Source organism: Micromonospora violae (genome assembly GCF_004217135.1).
Lineage (GTDB): Bacteria > Actinomycetota > Actinomycetes > Mycobacteriales > Micromonosporaceae > Micromonospora > Micromonospora violae.
Map to the genome: position 1 here is coordinate 6,793,279 of NZ_SHKK01000001.1, position 15,727 is coordinate 6,809,005.

Annotated in this window: 13 protein-coding genes; 7 read left to right on the top strand and 6 right to left on the bottom strand. The window is 71.3% G+C overall.

The window, feature by feature from the left end; all coding sequences use genetic code 11:
• The first annotated feature begins 196 nt into the window (after positions 1–196).
• Entirely contained in the window at positions 197–478 is a 282-nt protein-coding gene (locus tag EV382_RS30870; RefSeq protein ID WP_130407710.1) for an adhesin, read from the top strand.
• An 8-nt stretch (positions 479–486) separates the two neighbouring features.
• Here EV382_RS30870 and EV382_RS30875 read toward each other — a convergent pair whose 3' ends face one another.
• Positions 487–1,554: a beta family protein gene (locus EV382_RS30875; RefSeq protein WP_208758521.1), complete on the bottom strand. Its 1,068-nt coding sequence runs from the start codon at positions 1,552–1,554 to the stop codon at positions 487–489.
• A 91-nt stretch (positions 1,555–1,645) separates the two neighbouring features.
• On the opposite strand from EV382_RS30875, the gene EV382_RS30880 reads away from it, so the two are divergent.
• The 3 genes from EV382_RS30880 to EV382_RS30890 all read left to right on the top strand — a co-directional run bounded on the left by EV382_RS30880 (position 1,646) and on the right by EV382_RS30890 (position 5,060).
• Entirely contained in the window at positions 1,646–2,524 is an 879-nt protein-coding gene (locus EV382_RS30880) for a sulfotransferase domain-containing protein (protein WP_130407712.1), read from the top strand.
• A gap of 301 nt (positions 2,525–2,825) precedes the next feature.
• Entirely contained in the window at positions 2,826–3,218 is a 393-nt protein-coding gene (locus tag EV382_RS30885) for a cupin domain-containing protein (protein WP_130407714.1), read from the top strand.
• A gap of 42 nt (positions 3,219–3,260) precedes the next feature.
• Positions 3,261–5,060, top strand: coding sequence for a glycoside hydrolase family 15 protein (locus EV382_RS30890; protein ID WP_130407716.1), 1,800 nt, complete (start codon positions 3,261–3,263; stop codon positions 5,058–5,060).
• Positions 5,061–5,066: 6 nt separating this feature from the next.
• Here EV382_RS30890 and EV382_RS30895 read toward each other — a convergent pair whose 3' ends face one another.
• Positions 5,067–6,257, bottom strand: a complete 1,191-nt coding sequence (locus tag EV382_RS30895; protein WP_130407718.1) for a threonine synthase — start codon at positions 6,255–6,257, stop codon at positions 5,067–5,069.
• A 124-nt stretch (positions 6,258–6,381) separates the two neighbouring features.
• Between EV382_RS30895 and EV382_RS30900 the strand changes: the two genes are divergently transcribed.
• Complete coding sequence (locus EV382_RS30900; RefSeq protein WP_130407720.1) at positions 6,382–7,170, top strand: aldo/keto reductase; 789 nt, start codon at positions 6,382–6,384, stop codon at positions 7,168–7,170.
• Between the two features lie 46 nt (positions 7,171–7,216).
• Here the strand turns inward: EV382_RS30900 and EV382_RS30905 are convergent, their stop codons facing one another.
• Entirely contained in the window at positions 7,217–8,335 is a 1,119-nt protein-coding gene (locus EV382_RS30905; RefSeq protein WP_130407722.1) for a glycoside hydrolase family 12 protein, read from the bottom strand.
• A 304-nt stretch (positions 8,336–8,639) separates the two neighbouring features.
• Here EV382_RS30905 and EV382_RS30910 point away from each other — a divergent pair, with 304 nt between their 5' ends.
• Both EV382_RS30910 and ctaD read left to right on the top strand, forming a co-directional pair.
• Complete coding sequence (locus EV382_RS30910; protein ID WP_130407724.1) at positions 8,640–9,746, top strand: FAD-dependent monooxygenase; 1,107 nt, start codon at positions 8,640–8,642, stop codon at positions 9,744–9,746.
• A 130-nt stretch (positions 9,747–9,876) separates the two neighbouring features.
• Positions 9,877–11,634 carry an aa3-type cytochrome oxidase subunit I gene (ctaD, locus tag EV382_RS30915; RefSeq protein ID WP_130407726.1) on the top strand — a complete coding sequence of 586 codons (1,758 nt, stop codon included), beginning with the start codon at positions 9,877–9,879 and terminating at the stop codon, positions 11,632–11,634.
• 883 nt (positions 11,635–12,517) lie between these two features.
• On the opposite strand, the gene EV382_RS30925 is transcribed toward ctaD, so the two are convergent.
• Genes EV382_RS30925 through EV382_RS30935 form a run of 3 tightly spaced genes read right to left on the bottom strand, consistent with a single transcriptional unit; the run spans position 12,518 to position 15,711 of the window.
• Positions 12,518–13,768 (bottom strand): MFS transporter, encoded by a 1,251-nt coding sequence (locus EV382_RS30925; RefSeq protein WP_130407730.1) that lies wholly within the window; start codon positions 13,766–13,768, stop codon positions 12,518–12,520.
• Between the two features lie 40 nt (positions 13,769–13,808).
• Entirely contained in the window at positions 13,809–14,390 is a 582-nt protein-coding gene (locus EV382_RS30930) for an isochorismatase family protein (RefSeq protein ID WP_130407732.1), read from the bottom strand.
• 34 nt (positions 14,391–14,424) lie between these two features.
• On the bottom strand, positions 14,425–15,711 hold the full coding sequence (locus EV382_RS30935) for a nicotinate phosphoribosyltransferase (protein ID WP_130407734.1): 1,287 nt from the start codon (positions 15,709–15,711) through the stop codon (positions 14,425–14,427).
• Positions 15,712–15,727 lie beyond the last annotated feature (16 nt).

The following is a 15,727-nucleotide window of genomic DNA, read 5'->3' on the forward strand; positions in this document are numbered from 1 at the left end:
TCCGGCTCTATTTGACGGATGGTCCGCCAGCGGGCACGGTGGGAGTGGCGGGGCCGTCAGCTGCCCCGAAACTGATGCGACGGCGACGACCGTTCGCCCCTTCTGTCGCCTCCCACGTGTGCTCGTACGCGGGCCGACTGTCCGGTCCGTGCGGTATCCGACCGCGAGCCGAGAATCCACGAGGAGTTCCAGCCACATGCTCACCATGACCGATAACGCCGTGCTCGTCATTCGTGACCTCGCCAACCAACAGGACGTCGCCCAGGACGGCGGAGTGCGGATCGCCGCCGACACCGAGGCCGGTTCGCTCACCGTCGAGTTGGTGCCCCAGCCGGCGCAGGGCGATCGTGTGGTCGACAACCAGGGCGCCCGGATCTTCCTGGACGAGGACGCCGCCGAGCTGCTCGGTGACGCGTCGGTGGACGCCACCGTCGACGACGAGGGCATCATCCAGTTCGGCTTCACCGAGAAGCAGTAGGCCGGGCCTCACCGCAGCGGTCGCCCCCGCTGCGGTGGCCCCTGCCCGGGGTGCCACCTCGGCGCGCCGTCCACGGCCGGATGCACCAGCGTGGCGAGCACGTGGGCCAGGTGGTGCGAGGTGCTCCACGCCGCCCAGTTGGCGGTCGAGCCCGCGCCGGCGCCCCGGCGGGCCCGGCGCAACAGCTCATGGTCACCCCAGGAGAAGGCGGCCCCGGTGGTTGGCCAGTGTGGTGCCGACACCAGCGTGCGGCAGAGGTCGGCGAACCGGTCGTCGCCCCGGCCGCCGCGTCGCGCCCAGCGGTAGACCCACCAACTGTCGTCGTCGGTGTACCGCACGGTGGGTAACCGATCGCCGGGGTCTCCGGTGGCGGGCCCGGCCGGGTGGACGCCGTAGTCGCCGTAGTCGACTCCGGCGTCGGCCAGTCGTCGCCACAACAGCCAGTCCCAACGCTCCAGCTGGACCGGTTCGTCGGTGGGTAACCGGGACAGCGTCGGTGGCATGCCGCCCGCCGCCACCGTCACCGACCGCCACGCGTGTCGGCGTGCCCAGTCCAGCAGGTGGCGGATCCGGGCCTCGGCGGTCCGCACGTCCGCCGGGCAGCACACGTCGCCCGCGTCCACCAGCAGGTCGCACTCCTCCGGGGCGAGGTCGGTGAACCGCCAGATCCGTTCCACGGCGGTGGTGCTCGCGTCCGGCCCGGCCCGGTCCTGGCCGGCCCGCAACCGGATGAGCGCGCGCCGGCCGCACGCCCGCGCCGCCGCGCCGTGCGCGACCAACCGGTGGTCGCTCTCCGCGAGCCGAATCACCGGCACCACCGGTACGCCCCAGCGGCCCAGCTCGGCCTCGGGGAGGTCGGGCAGCGCGCTGACGTCGACGGCGGGCAGCAGGCCGGGCGGGAACCGGCGCATGGCATCCATCATGGACCGTTCGATCGCGTTGACTTCCAGGACCGGGGCGACCAGTGCCGCGTACCCGGGTTCGAGGTGGCTCAGGGCCTCAAGCTCACCTCGTCGGCTGGCGAGGATGGGACGGTAGACCGGTGCCGCCGCCCGGCCCCCGTGGGCGGGCACCATACTTCAATCTAGCCAAGCATGCGCATATGTCACAGGGAGGTGAGTCGGAATTCGGCTGCTCCGCTGTCGGTTCGACGACTACCATCCCCCGATGCCCACACCAGTTCACCGGTACCGATCCGACGACGAGGACAGCGCACGGTGGGCCGGTTTCCCGTTCCGCGACGGCGACATCGTGATCAGCACCCGGTCCAAGAGCGGCACCACCTGGATGCAGATGATCTGCGCGCTCCTGGTGTTCGGCACCCCGGAGCTGCCGGCGCCGCTGAGCGTGCTGTCGCCGTGGCTGGACTGGTTGGGCGAACCGCGGGAGACGGTGTACGACCGGCTGGCCGCCCAGCCACACCGGCGGTTCATCAAGACGCACACACCGCTGGACGGGGTGCCGCTCGACCCCCGGGTGCGGTACGTGGTGGTGGCCCGGCACCCGCTGGACATGGCGGTCTCCCTCTACCACCAGAGCGCCAACCTGGACCGGGCACGCCTCGCCGAGCTGACCGGCCAGCCCGCCCCGGCCGGGCCACCGCGCGAGCGGCCACCGGTGCGGGAATGGTTGACGAGCTGGGTCGACCGGGAGGTGGACCCGCGCGCCGAGCTGGATTCGCTGCCCGGCGTGCTGATGCACCTGAGCGACGCGTGGGCCCGCCGCAACGAGCCGAACGTGGAGCTGGTGCACTACGACGACCTGCTGACCGACCTGGGCGGTGCGATGCGCCGGCTCGCCGACCGGTGGGACCTTCCGACGCCGGGGCCGGACCTGGTCGAAGCGGCCACCTTCGGTCGGATGCGGGAGCAGGCCGACCGGCTCGCCCCGGACACCCTCGGGGTGTTGCGTGACCGCCAGGCGTTCTTCCGCCGAGGCGGCTCCGGGCAGGGCCGCGACCTGCTGGACGCGGCCGCGCGATCCCGCTACCAGCAACGGGTGGCGGGGCTGGCCCCACCCGACCTGCTCAGCTGGTTGCACCGCTGACCGGTCACCCCATGATCGCCGAGGGGTCGTCGCCGCGAGGCGGACACGTCGTCGCCGCGAGGCGGACAAAGAGCGCACGGCGCCGTTTCGACACTGGTCGGAACGTCGCCGTGCTCTGGCCGTCTCCCACCACCGCAGCCGTTCGGCGGTACGTCGGCGGGGACCTGGCTCGACCGGCCGTTCGCGCCGGTCAGCGTTGTCGATCCCCGGTCCGCGCACATCCAAACCTGCCAACCGTGGCGAGTTCCACCATTTGCGAGTCCCGGCGTGGCGCGCGGCCGGACGGGGTATGAGCGTGGGCATGGAGCATTTTACGATCGCGACCGTCGCCGAGAAGAGCCCGGATTTCCGGCGGGTGCTGTGGACCGGTGAGCACACCCAACTGGTCATCATGACCATCCCCGCCGATGGGGAGATCGGCGAGGAGGTGCACGAGGGCATCGACCAGATCCTCACCTTCGTCAGCGGTGTCGGCGAAGCCCGGGTCGGCGGCAACACGAGGAAGGTAGCCGCCGGCGACCTGGTCGTGGTGCCGGCCGGCACCAAACACAACTTCGTCAACACCGGCCCCAACCCGCTGGTGCTCTACACGGTCTACGGGCCGCCCGAGCACGCCGACCAGGCCGTGCACAAGACCAAGGAAGAGGCCGACGCGGCCGAGGCGGCGGGCGAGGACGAGCCACCGACCGGGTGATCCACCCGGTCTGATCCGGGCCGATCCGGGTACCCCCGGCGGGTGGAGCAGCAGCCGCCGATCTCCGACTACGGGTTCCTCTCGGACTCCCGATCCGGTGCCCTGGTCAGCAAGGACGGCTCGATCGACTGGTGGTGTCCGCACCGGTTCGACGGGTCGTCCGTGTTCGCGCGGCTGCTCGACCCGAAAGCGGGCCACTTCCAGCTCGCGCCGATCGGGGTCGGCGGCCCGGGTTACCGGGTCGAGCGCGCGTACCAGCCGGACACGTTGGTGCTGCGGACGGTGCACCACACCCCGCACGGCAGCGTGGCGGTCACCGACGCCCTCGCCGCCGAGCAGGGCGCCCGTGCGCACGAGTTGGGCAAGAACTCACCGGCCGTGCTGATCCGGGTGGTCGAGGGGTTGTCCGGGCGGGTACGAATGGCCCTGGACTTCGCGCCCCGCCCGGAGTACGGCCTGCTCACGCCGTACCTGCACGAGCAGCCGGACGGCGGGGTGCTGGCCGGAGCCGGCCCGATCGTGCTGATGTTGCGCGCCGGAGGGCTGCGCCTGCGGGCGGGCACCGACCGGGTGACCCACGAGTTCGAGGTCTCCGCCGGTCAGGTGATCGGCATGGACGTCGCCTTCGGCGAGGCGTACGGGGCTCCGCCGGCCCGGGTGGACCCGCTGGCCGCCCTCGCCGAGACGACGCGGGCGTGGCAGGCGTTCCGGGAGACGCACACGTACTCCGGCCGGTACCGCGACCTCGTCACCCACAGCTCGACGGTCCTGACCGGCCTCACCTACGCCCGCAGCGGCGCGGTCGCCGCGGCGCTGACCAGTTCGCTGCCGGAGCAGATCGGCGGCGACCGGAACTACGACTACCGCTACTCCTGGCTGCGGGACTTCTCGTTGACGATGCGGGCGCTCTGGGTGGCCGCCTGTCCCGACGAGACGTCCCGGCTGTTCGCCTGGGTCACCCGATCGATCGGCCGGATCGGTGCCGAACCCGTGCCGGTGCTCTTCGGGTTGGAGGGCGAGCGGGATGTCTCCGAACACCACTGCGACCACCTGCGCGGATACCACGACAGCAAGCCGGTACGGGTCGGCAACGACGCCTGGCGGCAGCGGCAGCTCGACGTGCCGGGTGAGGTGATGGCGGCGGTGTGGCGGCTACGCGACTATCTCGGCGCGACGTTCGAGGACGAGCTGCGGGAGATGGTGCTCGGGTTGGCCGAGCAGGTGGCCGCGACCTGGCGTCTGCCGGACCGGGGTATCTGGGAGACCCGCGACGATGAGCGCCACTACGTCTGGTCGAAGGTGTCCTGCTGGCTGGCGTTGGACCGGGCGGTGGGGCTCGCCGACCGGCTCGGCGATCGGGCCGACCCGCGTCGGTGGGCCGCGATCCGCGACGAGATCCGCGAGGTGGTGCTGCGCGAGGGGTGGAACGACCGGATCGGTGCGTTCACCGGTGCGTTCGGGTCGCCGGAGCTGGACGCCTCCGTGCTCGCGTTGCCGGTGGCGCGTTTCCTGCCCGCCACCGACCCGCGGATGCGTTCCACAATCGCCGTGCTGGAACGGGACCTGGGCACCGACGAAGGGCTGCTGCGGCGGTGGAGCACCGACCCGGCCGCTTTTCCGCTGTGTTCGTTCTGGCTGGTGGAGTGCCTGGTGATGACGGGTGAGATGCAGCGCGCCGAGGCGCTTTTCGAGCGGGTCGTCGGGTACGCCAACGACGTGGGGCTGTTCAGCGAGCAGATCGACCTGTCCACCGGGGTGCAGCTCGGCAACACCCCGCAGGCGCTCTCGCACATCGGGTTGATCAACGCGGCGTGGCGGATCACCAAGCCGGACAGCTTCTGAGCGGCCTCACCCCAGCACGGGTACGCCGGACACGTCGACCGTGTCCGGATACTTCAACCCGGCACCGGTGTTGAGCACCACCACCCGTTCGCCGGCCCGGATCCACCCACCGGCGCGCAGTTGTCGCGCCGCCGTGAGGCACGCCGCCCCCTCCGGGCAGAGCAGCAGCCCCTCCCGGGCGGCGAAGTCGCGCAGGTCGGCCAGGATGTCCGCGTCGTCGACGGCGACCGCTGTGCCGGAGGACTCCCGCAGCGCCGCCAGGATCAGCTCGTCGCCCAGCGGCGCCGGCACGGTGATGCCGAACGCCACCGTGTGCGCGTCCGCCCACGGCTGCGCCCGATGCTCACCGGCGGCGAACGCCCGCACGATCGGCGCGCAGCCGGTGGACTGCACGGCCACCAGCCGGGGCAGCTTGTCACCGATCCAACCCAGCTCGCGCAGCTCGTGCAGCGCCTTGTGGATGCCGATCAAACCGACCCCACCGCCTGTCGGGTAGATGATCACGTCGGGCGCCTGCCAGCCGAGCTGCTCGACGATCTCGTACCCCATCGTCTTCTTGCCCTCCAGCCGGTAGGGCTCGCGCAGCGTGCCGGCGTCGAAGATCGCCCCGTTCGACTCCGCGACCAGCTCCGCCACCCGCCGACCGGCATCGCCGATCAGCCCGTCGATCAGGCGCAGGTCGGCACCGGCGGCGACGCACTCGCGCCGGCAGATGCTCGGCGCGGCCAGCGGCATGACGATCGTCGCGCCCATCCCGGCCCGCGCGGCGTAGGTGGCCCAGGCCGACCCGGCGTTGCCGTTGGTGGGCATCGCGATCCGTTCGACGCCCAGCTCGCGGGCCCGGCTCACCCCGACCGCCGCGCCCCGGGCCTTGAACGAGCCGGTGGGGATCAGCCCCTCGTCCTTGACCATCAGGTCCGCGACGCCGATCTCGGCGCCGTACGCCGGGGCGCGCAACAGCGGCGTCCAGCCCTCGCCCAGCGTGGTGACGTGCCGGGGGTCGGCGACCGGCAGCAACTCCCGGTAACGCCACAGGTCAGCCGGGCGCAGCGGAAACCGTTCCGGGGTGACCGCCTTCGCCACGGCCGGCAGGTCGTAGCGGGCCAGCAGCGGCGATCCGCACTCGCAGAGGTTCTGCAACCGGTCGGCGGCGTACTCCTTGCCGCAGCGTGGGCAGTCCAGGTGGGTCAGGTACACGTCGCTCCTCGCCGTCACACCGCGTCGATGCTCAGCATTCTCCGGCAAACCAGACCAGTGCGCTGGACGCCGGAGTGTCCGGTTCGCTCGGCGGTAGCGGGCTCGGCGGGGTAGAACGGACCTCATGGACCTCACCGACCAGCCCGCCGTCCTGCTCCCCGGTGACGTGCGGATGCCCCTGCTCGGCTTCGGCACCTGGCAGGCCACCGGCCAGGCCGGCTACGACGCCGTGCTGGCCGCGCTCGACACCGGCTACCGGCACCTCGACACCGCCACCGTGTACGGCAACGAGCGGGAGGTCGGCCGGGCGGTACGGGAGAGCGGGCTGCGCCGCGAGGACATCTTCATCACCACCAAGCTCCCGCCGAACCGGGTGGGCCAGGAGCGGGCGACGTTGGAGGCCAGTCTGGAGGCGCTCGGTGTCGACCAGGTGGACCTCTGGCTGATCCACTGGCCGCCGTCGTCGCCGACCGACAGCATCCCGCTCTGGCGTGAGCTGCTCGCCGCCCGCGACGAGAACCTCGCCCGGGCGGTCGGGGTGAGCAACTACAGCACCGGGCAGATCGACGAGCTGATCCAGTCCACCGAGGAGAACCCGGCGGTCAACCAGATCGAGTGGAGCCCGGCGTTGTACGACCGGAAGCGGCACGCCGAGCACCGGGACCGGGGCGTGGTGCTGGAGGGGTACAGCCCGTTCAAGACCAGCGACCTCAGTGACCCGGTGCTGACCAGGGTCGCGGCGGCGCACGACGTCTCCCCGGCGCAGGTGGTGCTGCGCTGGCACATCGACCACGAGATCGTGGCGATCCCGAAGTCGGTGACCCCGGAGCGGATCACCGCCAACTTCGACGTCTTCCACTTCTCGTTGACCGCCGAGGAGATGCGCGACATCGACGCGCTCGGCGAGGTCTGAAGCGAGCGGTGGGGGCGCGACCGGTGGTCACGCCCCCACCCTCAGCTCAGGAGCGGGAGCAGGTTGCCCCGTTGAGCGTGAAGTTGGTCGGCGACGAGTACGACCCGTTCAGGGTGCCCTGGTAGCCGAAGCTGGCCGTGCCTCCCGGTGCGATGGACCCGTTGTGGCCCACGTTGCGGGCGGTCACCGCGGAACCGCTCTGGCTCACCGTGGCGTTCCAGGCGTTGGTGACCGTCTGCCCGCTGGGCAGGTTGTAGTTCATCGTCCAGCCGTTGATCGCGCTGGACCCGGTGTTGGTGATCTGCACGTCGGCGGTGAAGCCGTTGTTCCACGAGTTCGGCGTGTACTTCACCGCGCAACCCGAGCCACCGCCCGGCGGCGGGGTCGTCGGGTTGGTGGGGTTACCACCGCCGTTGACGTTGGCCGAGAACGAGGTCACCGCGAGACCGACGCCACCCTGCCACGGCTCGAAGCCGGCCTGGATGCTGGTCAGGTACCAGGAGTTGGTGATCGCTCCCCGGTTGCGGGTGTCGTTGATGAAGTCCAGCACGCTGAAGTTCAGGCTGGAGATCGCCGACGACGCGACGTAGGAGATGACGTTGTTGGAGCCGTTGCTGCCCCGCCAGACCTCCCAGTTGCGGCCGGCCAGGTTCGTGCTGCCGACCACCGAACCGATCGGCTGGATCGGGCCCTGCCGGTTGAGCCAGATCATGATCTCCATCTGGTTCACCCCGTCCCGCTTGGGCGACGGGTCCAACCAGATGTCGTACGACGCGTTGTAGGTGGCGCCGCTGACGTACCGGTAGGAGATGCTGCTGGTCGCGCTGCTGATCTGGCTCACCTGGATCGGCAGGTTCGTGCCGGGGGAGCAGTTGGTGTAGTGACAACCGAAGAACACCGAGGGGTACGCCGTGGGCGCCCCGTTGGTGGGGCTGCTGCCGTTCAGCGTGGTGATCTCGAAGCCGTTGTTGGTGACGTTGATGCACTGCTGGGCGGTGGTGCCCCAGCGGTTGTTCTGCACCACGTACCGGCCCTGGATGGTGGTCGAGCCGTACTGCTCACAGATCTGGGTGTCGGCGGAGGCGTTGCCGCCGAGGGCGACGGCCACCAGCGAACTGGCGACGAGCAGCCCGGCGGCGGCCAGGGCCCGAAGTTGACGTTTCATGACGCTCCTTGACTGCGGCGCATGCCCGGGCGCCGGATGTGGTGGGGCAGTGCGGGAGCGCTCCCACGCTCAACGACACATTTACATGCCTGAAATTGAGGCGCAACCGCATGCGTCAAACTGGCGAATTGTGAGGATTGCCACGCCCTCGACCGGACGGCTGTCGCCCGACGGCCAGCTAAGCGCCGCGAACCGCCGACGGGCGCCGCCGGGACGGCCGATTGGGGCCTGGTGTGGGGCAATAGCTCCGAGTAGCGTGTTGCCTCCAACGCGTGCCGCTCCCCCTCCGGAGGCGTACACCACCATGGGTGGCTCCCCCCTGCGCATCCTCGTCGTCGGCGCGGGCATCGCCGGCCTGGCCGTAGCCCGGGCGCTGCGCCTCGCGGGCTTCCGGCCCGACGTCACCGACAAGTTGCCACCGGGGGAGTCCACCGAGGCCGGTCTCTACCTGCCCGGCAACGCCGCCCGCGCGCTGCACCGGCTCGACCTGCACGACCCGGTCCGGCCGGTCGGCCAGGTGATCCACCGGCAGCGGTTCTTCGACGCCGCCGGCGCGCAACTCTGTGAGGTCGACCTCGACGCCCTCTGGGCCGGCGTCGGCGAGTGCCGGGCGCTACCCCGGGCCGACCTGCACCGGGTGCTGCTCAGCGGTGCCGGCGGGGCGGTCCGGCACGGCGCCGAGGTCCGCACCCTGGACCTGCGTCCGGGCGCCGTCGGCGTCACCTTCACCGACGGCACCACCGGTGAGTACGACCTGGTCATCGGCGCCGACGGGCCACGCTCCTCGGTCCGGGCGCTGGCCGCACTCGGCGGACCGCCCCGCCCGGTCGGGCAGGTGGTCTACCGGGCCGTCCTGCGCGACGGTCCACCGGTCACCGAGTGGACCGCCCTGCTCGGCCAGCGGTCCGGGTTTCTCATGGTGCCGATCGGTGCCGGGCGGCTGCACATCTACGCCGACGAGGCCGGCACCGAGGAACCCGCCGACCCCCTCGCGCGGCTGCGGGAACTCTTCGCCGACTACCGCGGCCCGGTGCCCGAGGTGCTGGCGGCCCTCGACGAGGTGCACGTCGGCATCACCGACGAGGTGGAGCTGGGTCGCTGGTACCGGGGGCGCGTGCTGCTGGTCGGCGACGCCGCGCACGCCACCGCGCCGACGCTGTCGCAGGGCGCGGCCATGGCGTTGGAGGACGCCGTGGTGCTGGCCGAGTCGCTGCGCGCCGCCAACAGCGTGGAGGCGGCGCTGGTGGCGTACGAGAGTCGACGTCGCCCGCGTACCCGCTGGGTCCGGGACCGGACCCGGGACCGCAACCGGACCCGGGACGTGCCGCCCGCGCTGCGTGACCCGCTGCTGCGCGGACGTGGCCACCGGATCTTCGGGGAGCACTACCGGCTCCTGCTCGGCCCGCTGTAGGCCCGTTGTAGATCGTGTCACGCCACCCCACGCGGCGCTGCGACCTGCCGGGGACTATCCTCCTTGCGGATGACGGCCCGCCGATAACCAGCGTGTGCCGAGCGGGACAACCGAGAACCGGAGGCCACTCGTGACCACCGTCGCACCCAAGCCGGTCGTGACCCGGCCCTGGCCGGTCCGGGAGCCGGTCAAGGGGTCGGCCATCGCGCGGCTGCTGCGAACCACGGACGCGAAGCAAATCGGGATCATGTACATGATCACCGCGTTCGTGTTCTTCATGATCGGTGGCCTGATGGCCCTGGTCATGCGGGCTGAGCTGGCCCGACCCGGGCTGCAGTTCCTCTCGCCCGAGCAGTACAACCAGCTCTTCACGATGCACGGCACGATCATGTTGCTGTTCTTCGCGACGCCGATCGTGTTCGCGTTCGCGAACTACATCGTGCCGATCCAGATCGGCGCCCCTGACGTCTCCTTCCCCCGCCTGAACAGCTTCGCCTACTGGCTGTACCTGTTCGGCGGCACGATGGCGACCGCCGGGTTCATCACTCCGGGTGGGGCCGCCGACTTCGGCTGGTTCGCGTACGCGCCGCTGAGCAGCGTCGAGCACTCGCCGGGCGTCGGCGCCAACATGTGGATCATGGGTCTGGCCATCTCCGGTCTGGGCACCATCCTCGGCGCCGTCAACATGATCACCACGGTGCTGACCCTGCGCGCGCCCGGCATGACCATGTTCCGGATGCCGATCTTCACGTGGAACATCCTGGTCACCAGCCTCCTGGTGATCCTGGTCTTCCCGCTGCTGGCCGCCGCGCTGTTCGCGCTCGCCGCGGACCGCATCCTCGGCGCGCACGTGTACGACCCGGCAACCGGTGGGCCGATGCTCTGGCAGCACCTGTTCTGGTTCTTCGGTCACCCCGAGGTCTACATCGTGGCGTTGCCGTTCTTCGGCATCATCAGCGAGGTCATCCCGGTCTTCTCCCGCAAGCCGATCTTCGGCTACAAGGGTCTGGTCGCCGCGACCGTCGCGATCGCCGCGCTCTCCATGAGCGTCTGGGCGCACCACATGTTCGCCACCGGCCAGGTGCTGCTGCCGTTCTTCAGCTTCCTGAGCTACCTGATCGCCGTGCCGACCGGTATGAAGTTCTTCAACTGGATCGGCACCATGTGGCGGGGCCAGATCAGCTTCGAGACGCCCATGCTCTGGGCGGTCGGCTTCCTGGTCACCTTCCTCTTCGGTGGTCTCACCGGTGTGCTGCTGGCCAGCCCGCCGATCGACTTCCACGTGTCGGACTCGTACTTCGTGGTGGCTCACTTCCACTACGTGCTCTTCGGCACCATCGTGTTCGCGGTCTTCGCGGGCATCTACTTCTGGTTCCCGAAGATGTTCGGCCGGATGCTCGACGAGCGCCTGGGCAAGGTGCACTTCTGGCTCACCATGATCGGGTTCCACACCACGTTCCTGGTGCAGCACTGGCTCGGTAACGAGGGCATGCCCCGCCGGTACGCCGACTACCTCCCCGGCGACGGCTTCACCACGCTGAACACGATCTCCACGATCGGCGCGTTCATCACCGGTATCTCCACGCTGCCGTTCATCTACAACTGCTGGAAGTCGTACAAGACCGGCCCCGTCGTCGAGGTGAACGACCCCTGGGGCCACGGCAACTCGCTCGAGTGGGCGACCAGCAGCCCGCCACCGCTGCGCAACTTCGACCGGATGCCGCGGATCCGCTCCGAGCGGCCGGCGTTCGACGCGAAGTTCCCGGAGTTGGCCGCTGGCCAGACCCTGGCCGGCCCGCCGGAGGGTGGCGCCAAGCCGCTCACCAGCGAGTCGGACGGCGGCGCCAGCTACCGCGAGGACACTGCGAGCGACGTCGACCGGCACTGACGCAAGACCCAGGCAGTACGACGGGCGCCGCCCCCGGGACACCGGGAGCGGCGCCCGTCGCCATGTCCAGCCGCTGCCGCTGCCGCTGCCGCGTCTCGCCTCGTTCCGGCCGCTCCACGCCGCTTACCGGCCGTTGCCTTCCGCGGCGTCAGCTAGGTCTGGGCTCGGCTCGGTCTGGCCCGGCATCGGCTCGGCTTGGTCTGGCTTGGCCTGGTCTGGCCTGGTCTGGCCCGGTGTCGGCTTGGCTTGGCTTGGCCCGGTGTCGGCTCGTCCTAACCCAGCGTCGGCTGGGTCTGGCCCGGTGTCGGCTGGGTCTGGCTCGGCGTCGGCTTGGCCTGCGTGGGCTTGGCCTGCGTGGGCTTGGCCTGCGTCGGCTCGGCCTTTCCCCAACGCAGGCCCTGTCGCTAATGAGCTTGATGTCTGTGAGTCATCGTGATGACCCACAGACATCAAGCTCATTAGCAGGTATGCCTGCCGGCGGACACCTCGATCCGCAGTTACCCCGGTATGTTGCGCCGCCCGACAGCGCGCCGACCGGAAACTGCCGCGGCACACCCACCCAATCAGGTTGGCGCGCGGCTGCCCCGACCCGCTCCGGCTCGCCTGTCGGCGGAGCTGCCGCAGTCCGGCCCGGCCCGGCCCGGCCCGGCCCGGCCCGGCCCGGCCCGGCCCGGCTCGGCCCGGCTCGGCCCGGCCCGGCCCGGCCCGGCCCGGCCCGGCTCGGCCCGGCTCGGCCCGGCTCGGCCCGGCTCGGCCCGGCTCGGCCCGGCTCGGCCCGGCTCGGCCCGGCTCGGCCCGGCTCGGCCCGGCTCGGCCCGGCTCGGCCCGGCTCGGCCCGGCTCGGCCCGGCTTGGCTTGGCCCGGCTTGGCCGGGGTCAGACCGTTAGCGGGTGGCGGGGGTGAGGTCGGCGTTGACGGGCGGCGAGGTGGGGGCGTCGGCGTTGCGGCGGCGGCGACGCAGCTCGATCGGGAGCACCACCAGGGTGACCAGCGCGCCGAGCGCACCGGTCACCACGAAGCCCCAGAGTGGCGCGCTGGCGTCGATCACCGCGCCGGCCAGCGGCGCGCCGACCGCGATGCCGACGGTGACCGCAGAGCCGTGCAGACCCATCGCCTCACCGCGTACCTCGGCCGGAACGAGGCGGCTGACCGCGTCCGAGCTGGCCGCGATGGTCGGCGCACAGAGCGCCCCGGCGGGGATCAGCGCAAGGCACAGCAGCCACCAGTGCGCGCCGCCCAGCCCCACCGGGATGGTGCACACCGCCAGTGCGGCGGTCAGCACCAGCGGGGAGAACGAGCGGTGGACAGCACCGTAGGCGAAACCCCCGGCCAGCGAGGCGACCGCCCAGATGGCGAGCACCGCGCCGGTCCAGCCGGCCTCACCGCTGGCCCGCAGGACGGCGACCACCGCCACGTCGGTGCCACCGAGTACCACGGTCGCGGCGGCGCTGAGCGCCAGCACGGCGAGCAGTCGGGGCGACAGCCACTCCCGGCGCGGCACCCGACGGGGTGGACCGCTGGGCTCGGCGGCACCGCGGATCGGCGGGTTGACCAGCCACAGGGCGATCCCGGCGGCGACGATGCCGCCCCCGACCAGGTACATGGTGGTCTGCGCGGAGATCGCGGTGACCAGGGCCACCGCCAACGCCGGGCCGATCATGAAGGACAGCTCCACCGACATCGAATCCAGCGCGTAGGCCGGGCGACGCTGCTCCTCGGGGACCAGCGCGGCGATCGACTGCCGGACCACCGAGAAGATGGGCAGGGCCAGCGAGCCGGCCACGAACGCGGCCGGCAGGAGCAGGGGGTACGCCAGCGAGGGCGCGGTGGACCAGAAGATCGCCTCGGCGATCCCGGTGAGCACCAGGACCGGGCGCAGTCCTCGCCGGTCCACGAGTCGGCCGAGCAGCGGCCCGCCGATCGCCGCACCCACGGTGACGGCCGCACCCACCAGGCCGGCCGCCCCGTAGCCCCGATCAAGGTCGAGCACCACGTGGAAGGTCAGCGTCACCCCGGTCGCGGTGAGCGGGATGCGGGCGAGGACGGCGACCACCAACAGCGACCGCAGGCCGGGCAGGGCGAGCGCCCGCCGGTAAGGCTTCATGTTCATGTGGGTCCGTACCTCCGGCGACATCCTCGACCGACGGAGGCCCCTTGACCAACGAATTACCGCCTCATGCGTCCCTGATCACAGGCTGACCGTGCATGACCACACCGGCGCCGTCCATGGCGCGGAGGGCCACGTCGGTGGTCGCCGGAGCGACTGCGGCGGTCAGCTCGAGCAGCACGGTGGTGGCGAAACCCTCCCGGGCGGCGTCCAGTGCGGTCGCCCGGACGCAATGGTCCGTGGCGATGCCGACCAGGTCGACCCGGTCCACGTCGTGTCGGCGCAGCCAGTCAGCCAGACACTCGCCGTCGTCGGCATGCCCCTCGAAACCGGAGTACGCCGCCGCGTGCTCACCCTTGTGAAAGATCGCTTCGACCCGGGCGGTGTCCAGTTCGGGGTGGAACTCCGAACCGCTGGTGCCGACCACACAGTGCCGGGGCCAGGACTCCACGAAGTCCGGCGGATCGCCGAAGTGGGCACCCGGGTCGACGTGGTAGTCCTTGGTGGCGACCACGTGCGCCCACCGGTCCGGCTCGGCGGCGAGCAACCGGGAGATGCCGGCGGCCACCGCCGCGCCGCCGGGAACGGCCAGCGAGCCGCCCTCGCAGAAGTCGTTCTGCACGTCCACGATGATCAGCGCGTTGGCCATCGGGGTCCCCTTCGATGTCGGATCGGTGGTGGGCTCAGCCGGCGGGTACGACGGTGACCGGTACGGCCGGGTCGCCGGCCGAGAGCTTCAGCCCCTCCCACGGGATCGAGATCAGGCATTCGCGCAGGTGCTCCCGCGACTCGTCGAGAGTGGGCAACGGCACCGGCTCACCGGCGACCACGTACGAGCGCTGGAGGAGGCGGTCGTTGGGCTGCCGGTCCGGAACGCCCTGCGGGACGATGATCTCCTCGGTGGCGGTGCCGGTCGGCTTGTGGCGGCGGACCGCGACCTTCCGGCCGCCGATGGTCGCCTTGTGCTCGGAGCGCTTCACCACCGGGCGTCCCTCGACCTCGACCAACTTGTAGACCAACCCGGCGGTCGGCGCCCCGGAGCCGGTGACCACGGCCGTGCCGGCGCCGTACATGTCCACCGGCTCGGCGGCCAGCGCGGCGATCGCGTACTCGTCCAGGTCACCCGAGACGATGATCTTCGTCTCGGTGGCGCCCAGCGAGTCGAGCAGCTCCCGGGACTGCTGAGCGATCACCGCGAGGTCACCGGAGTCGATCCGTACCGCCCGCAGCTCCGGCCCGGCCACCGCGATCGCGTTGCGGATGCCCTGGCTGATGTCGTACGTGTCGACCAGCAGCGTGGTGTCCTTGCCCAGCGTGGCGACCTGCGACGCGAACGCCGCCCGCTCGTCGTCGTGCAGCAGGGTGAACGCGTGCGCCGCCGTGCCGGCCGTCGGGATGCCGTAGCGCGCACCGGCGGCGAGGTTGGACGTGAACCGGAACCCGGCCAGGTACGCGGCCCGCGCCGCGGCCACCGCCGCCTCCTCGTGTGCCCGACGCGACCCCATCTCGATCAGTGCCCGCCCCCGCGCCGCAGTCACCATCCGGGCCGCCGCCGCTGCCACCGCGCTGTCGTGGTTGAGCACGGAGAGCACCAGGGTCTCCAGCACCACACATTCGGCGAAGCCACCGGAGACGGCGAGGATCGGCGAACCGGGGAAGAACAGCTCACCCTCGGCGTACCCGTCGATGTCGCCGGTGAAGCGGTAGTCGGTGAGCCACTTCGCCGCCGTCTCGTCGACCACCCCGGTCCGCAGCAGGAACTCGACCTCGGCGGGGTCGAACCGGAAGTCGCGGATCAGCTCGATCAGCCGGCCCGTCCCGGCGACCACGCCGTAGCGGCGGCCACTCGGCAGCCGGCGGCTGAACACCTCGAAGACACACCGGCGGTCGGCGGTGCCGTCCTTCAGTGCCGCGCTGACCATCGTCAGCTCGTAGTGGTCGGTCAGGAGCGCGGGGCGGTGGATGCTCACCGCACCAGCCTAAGGT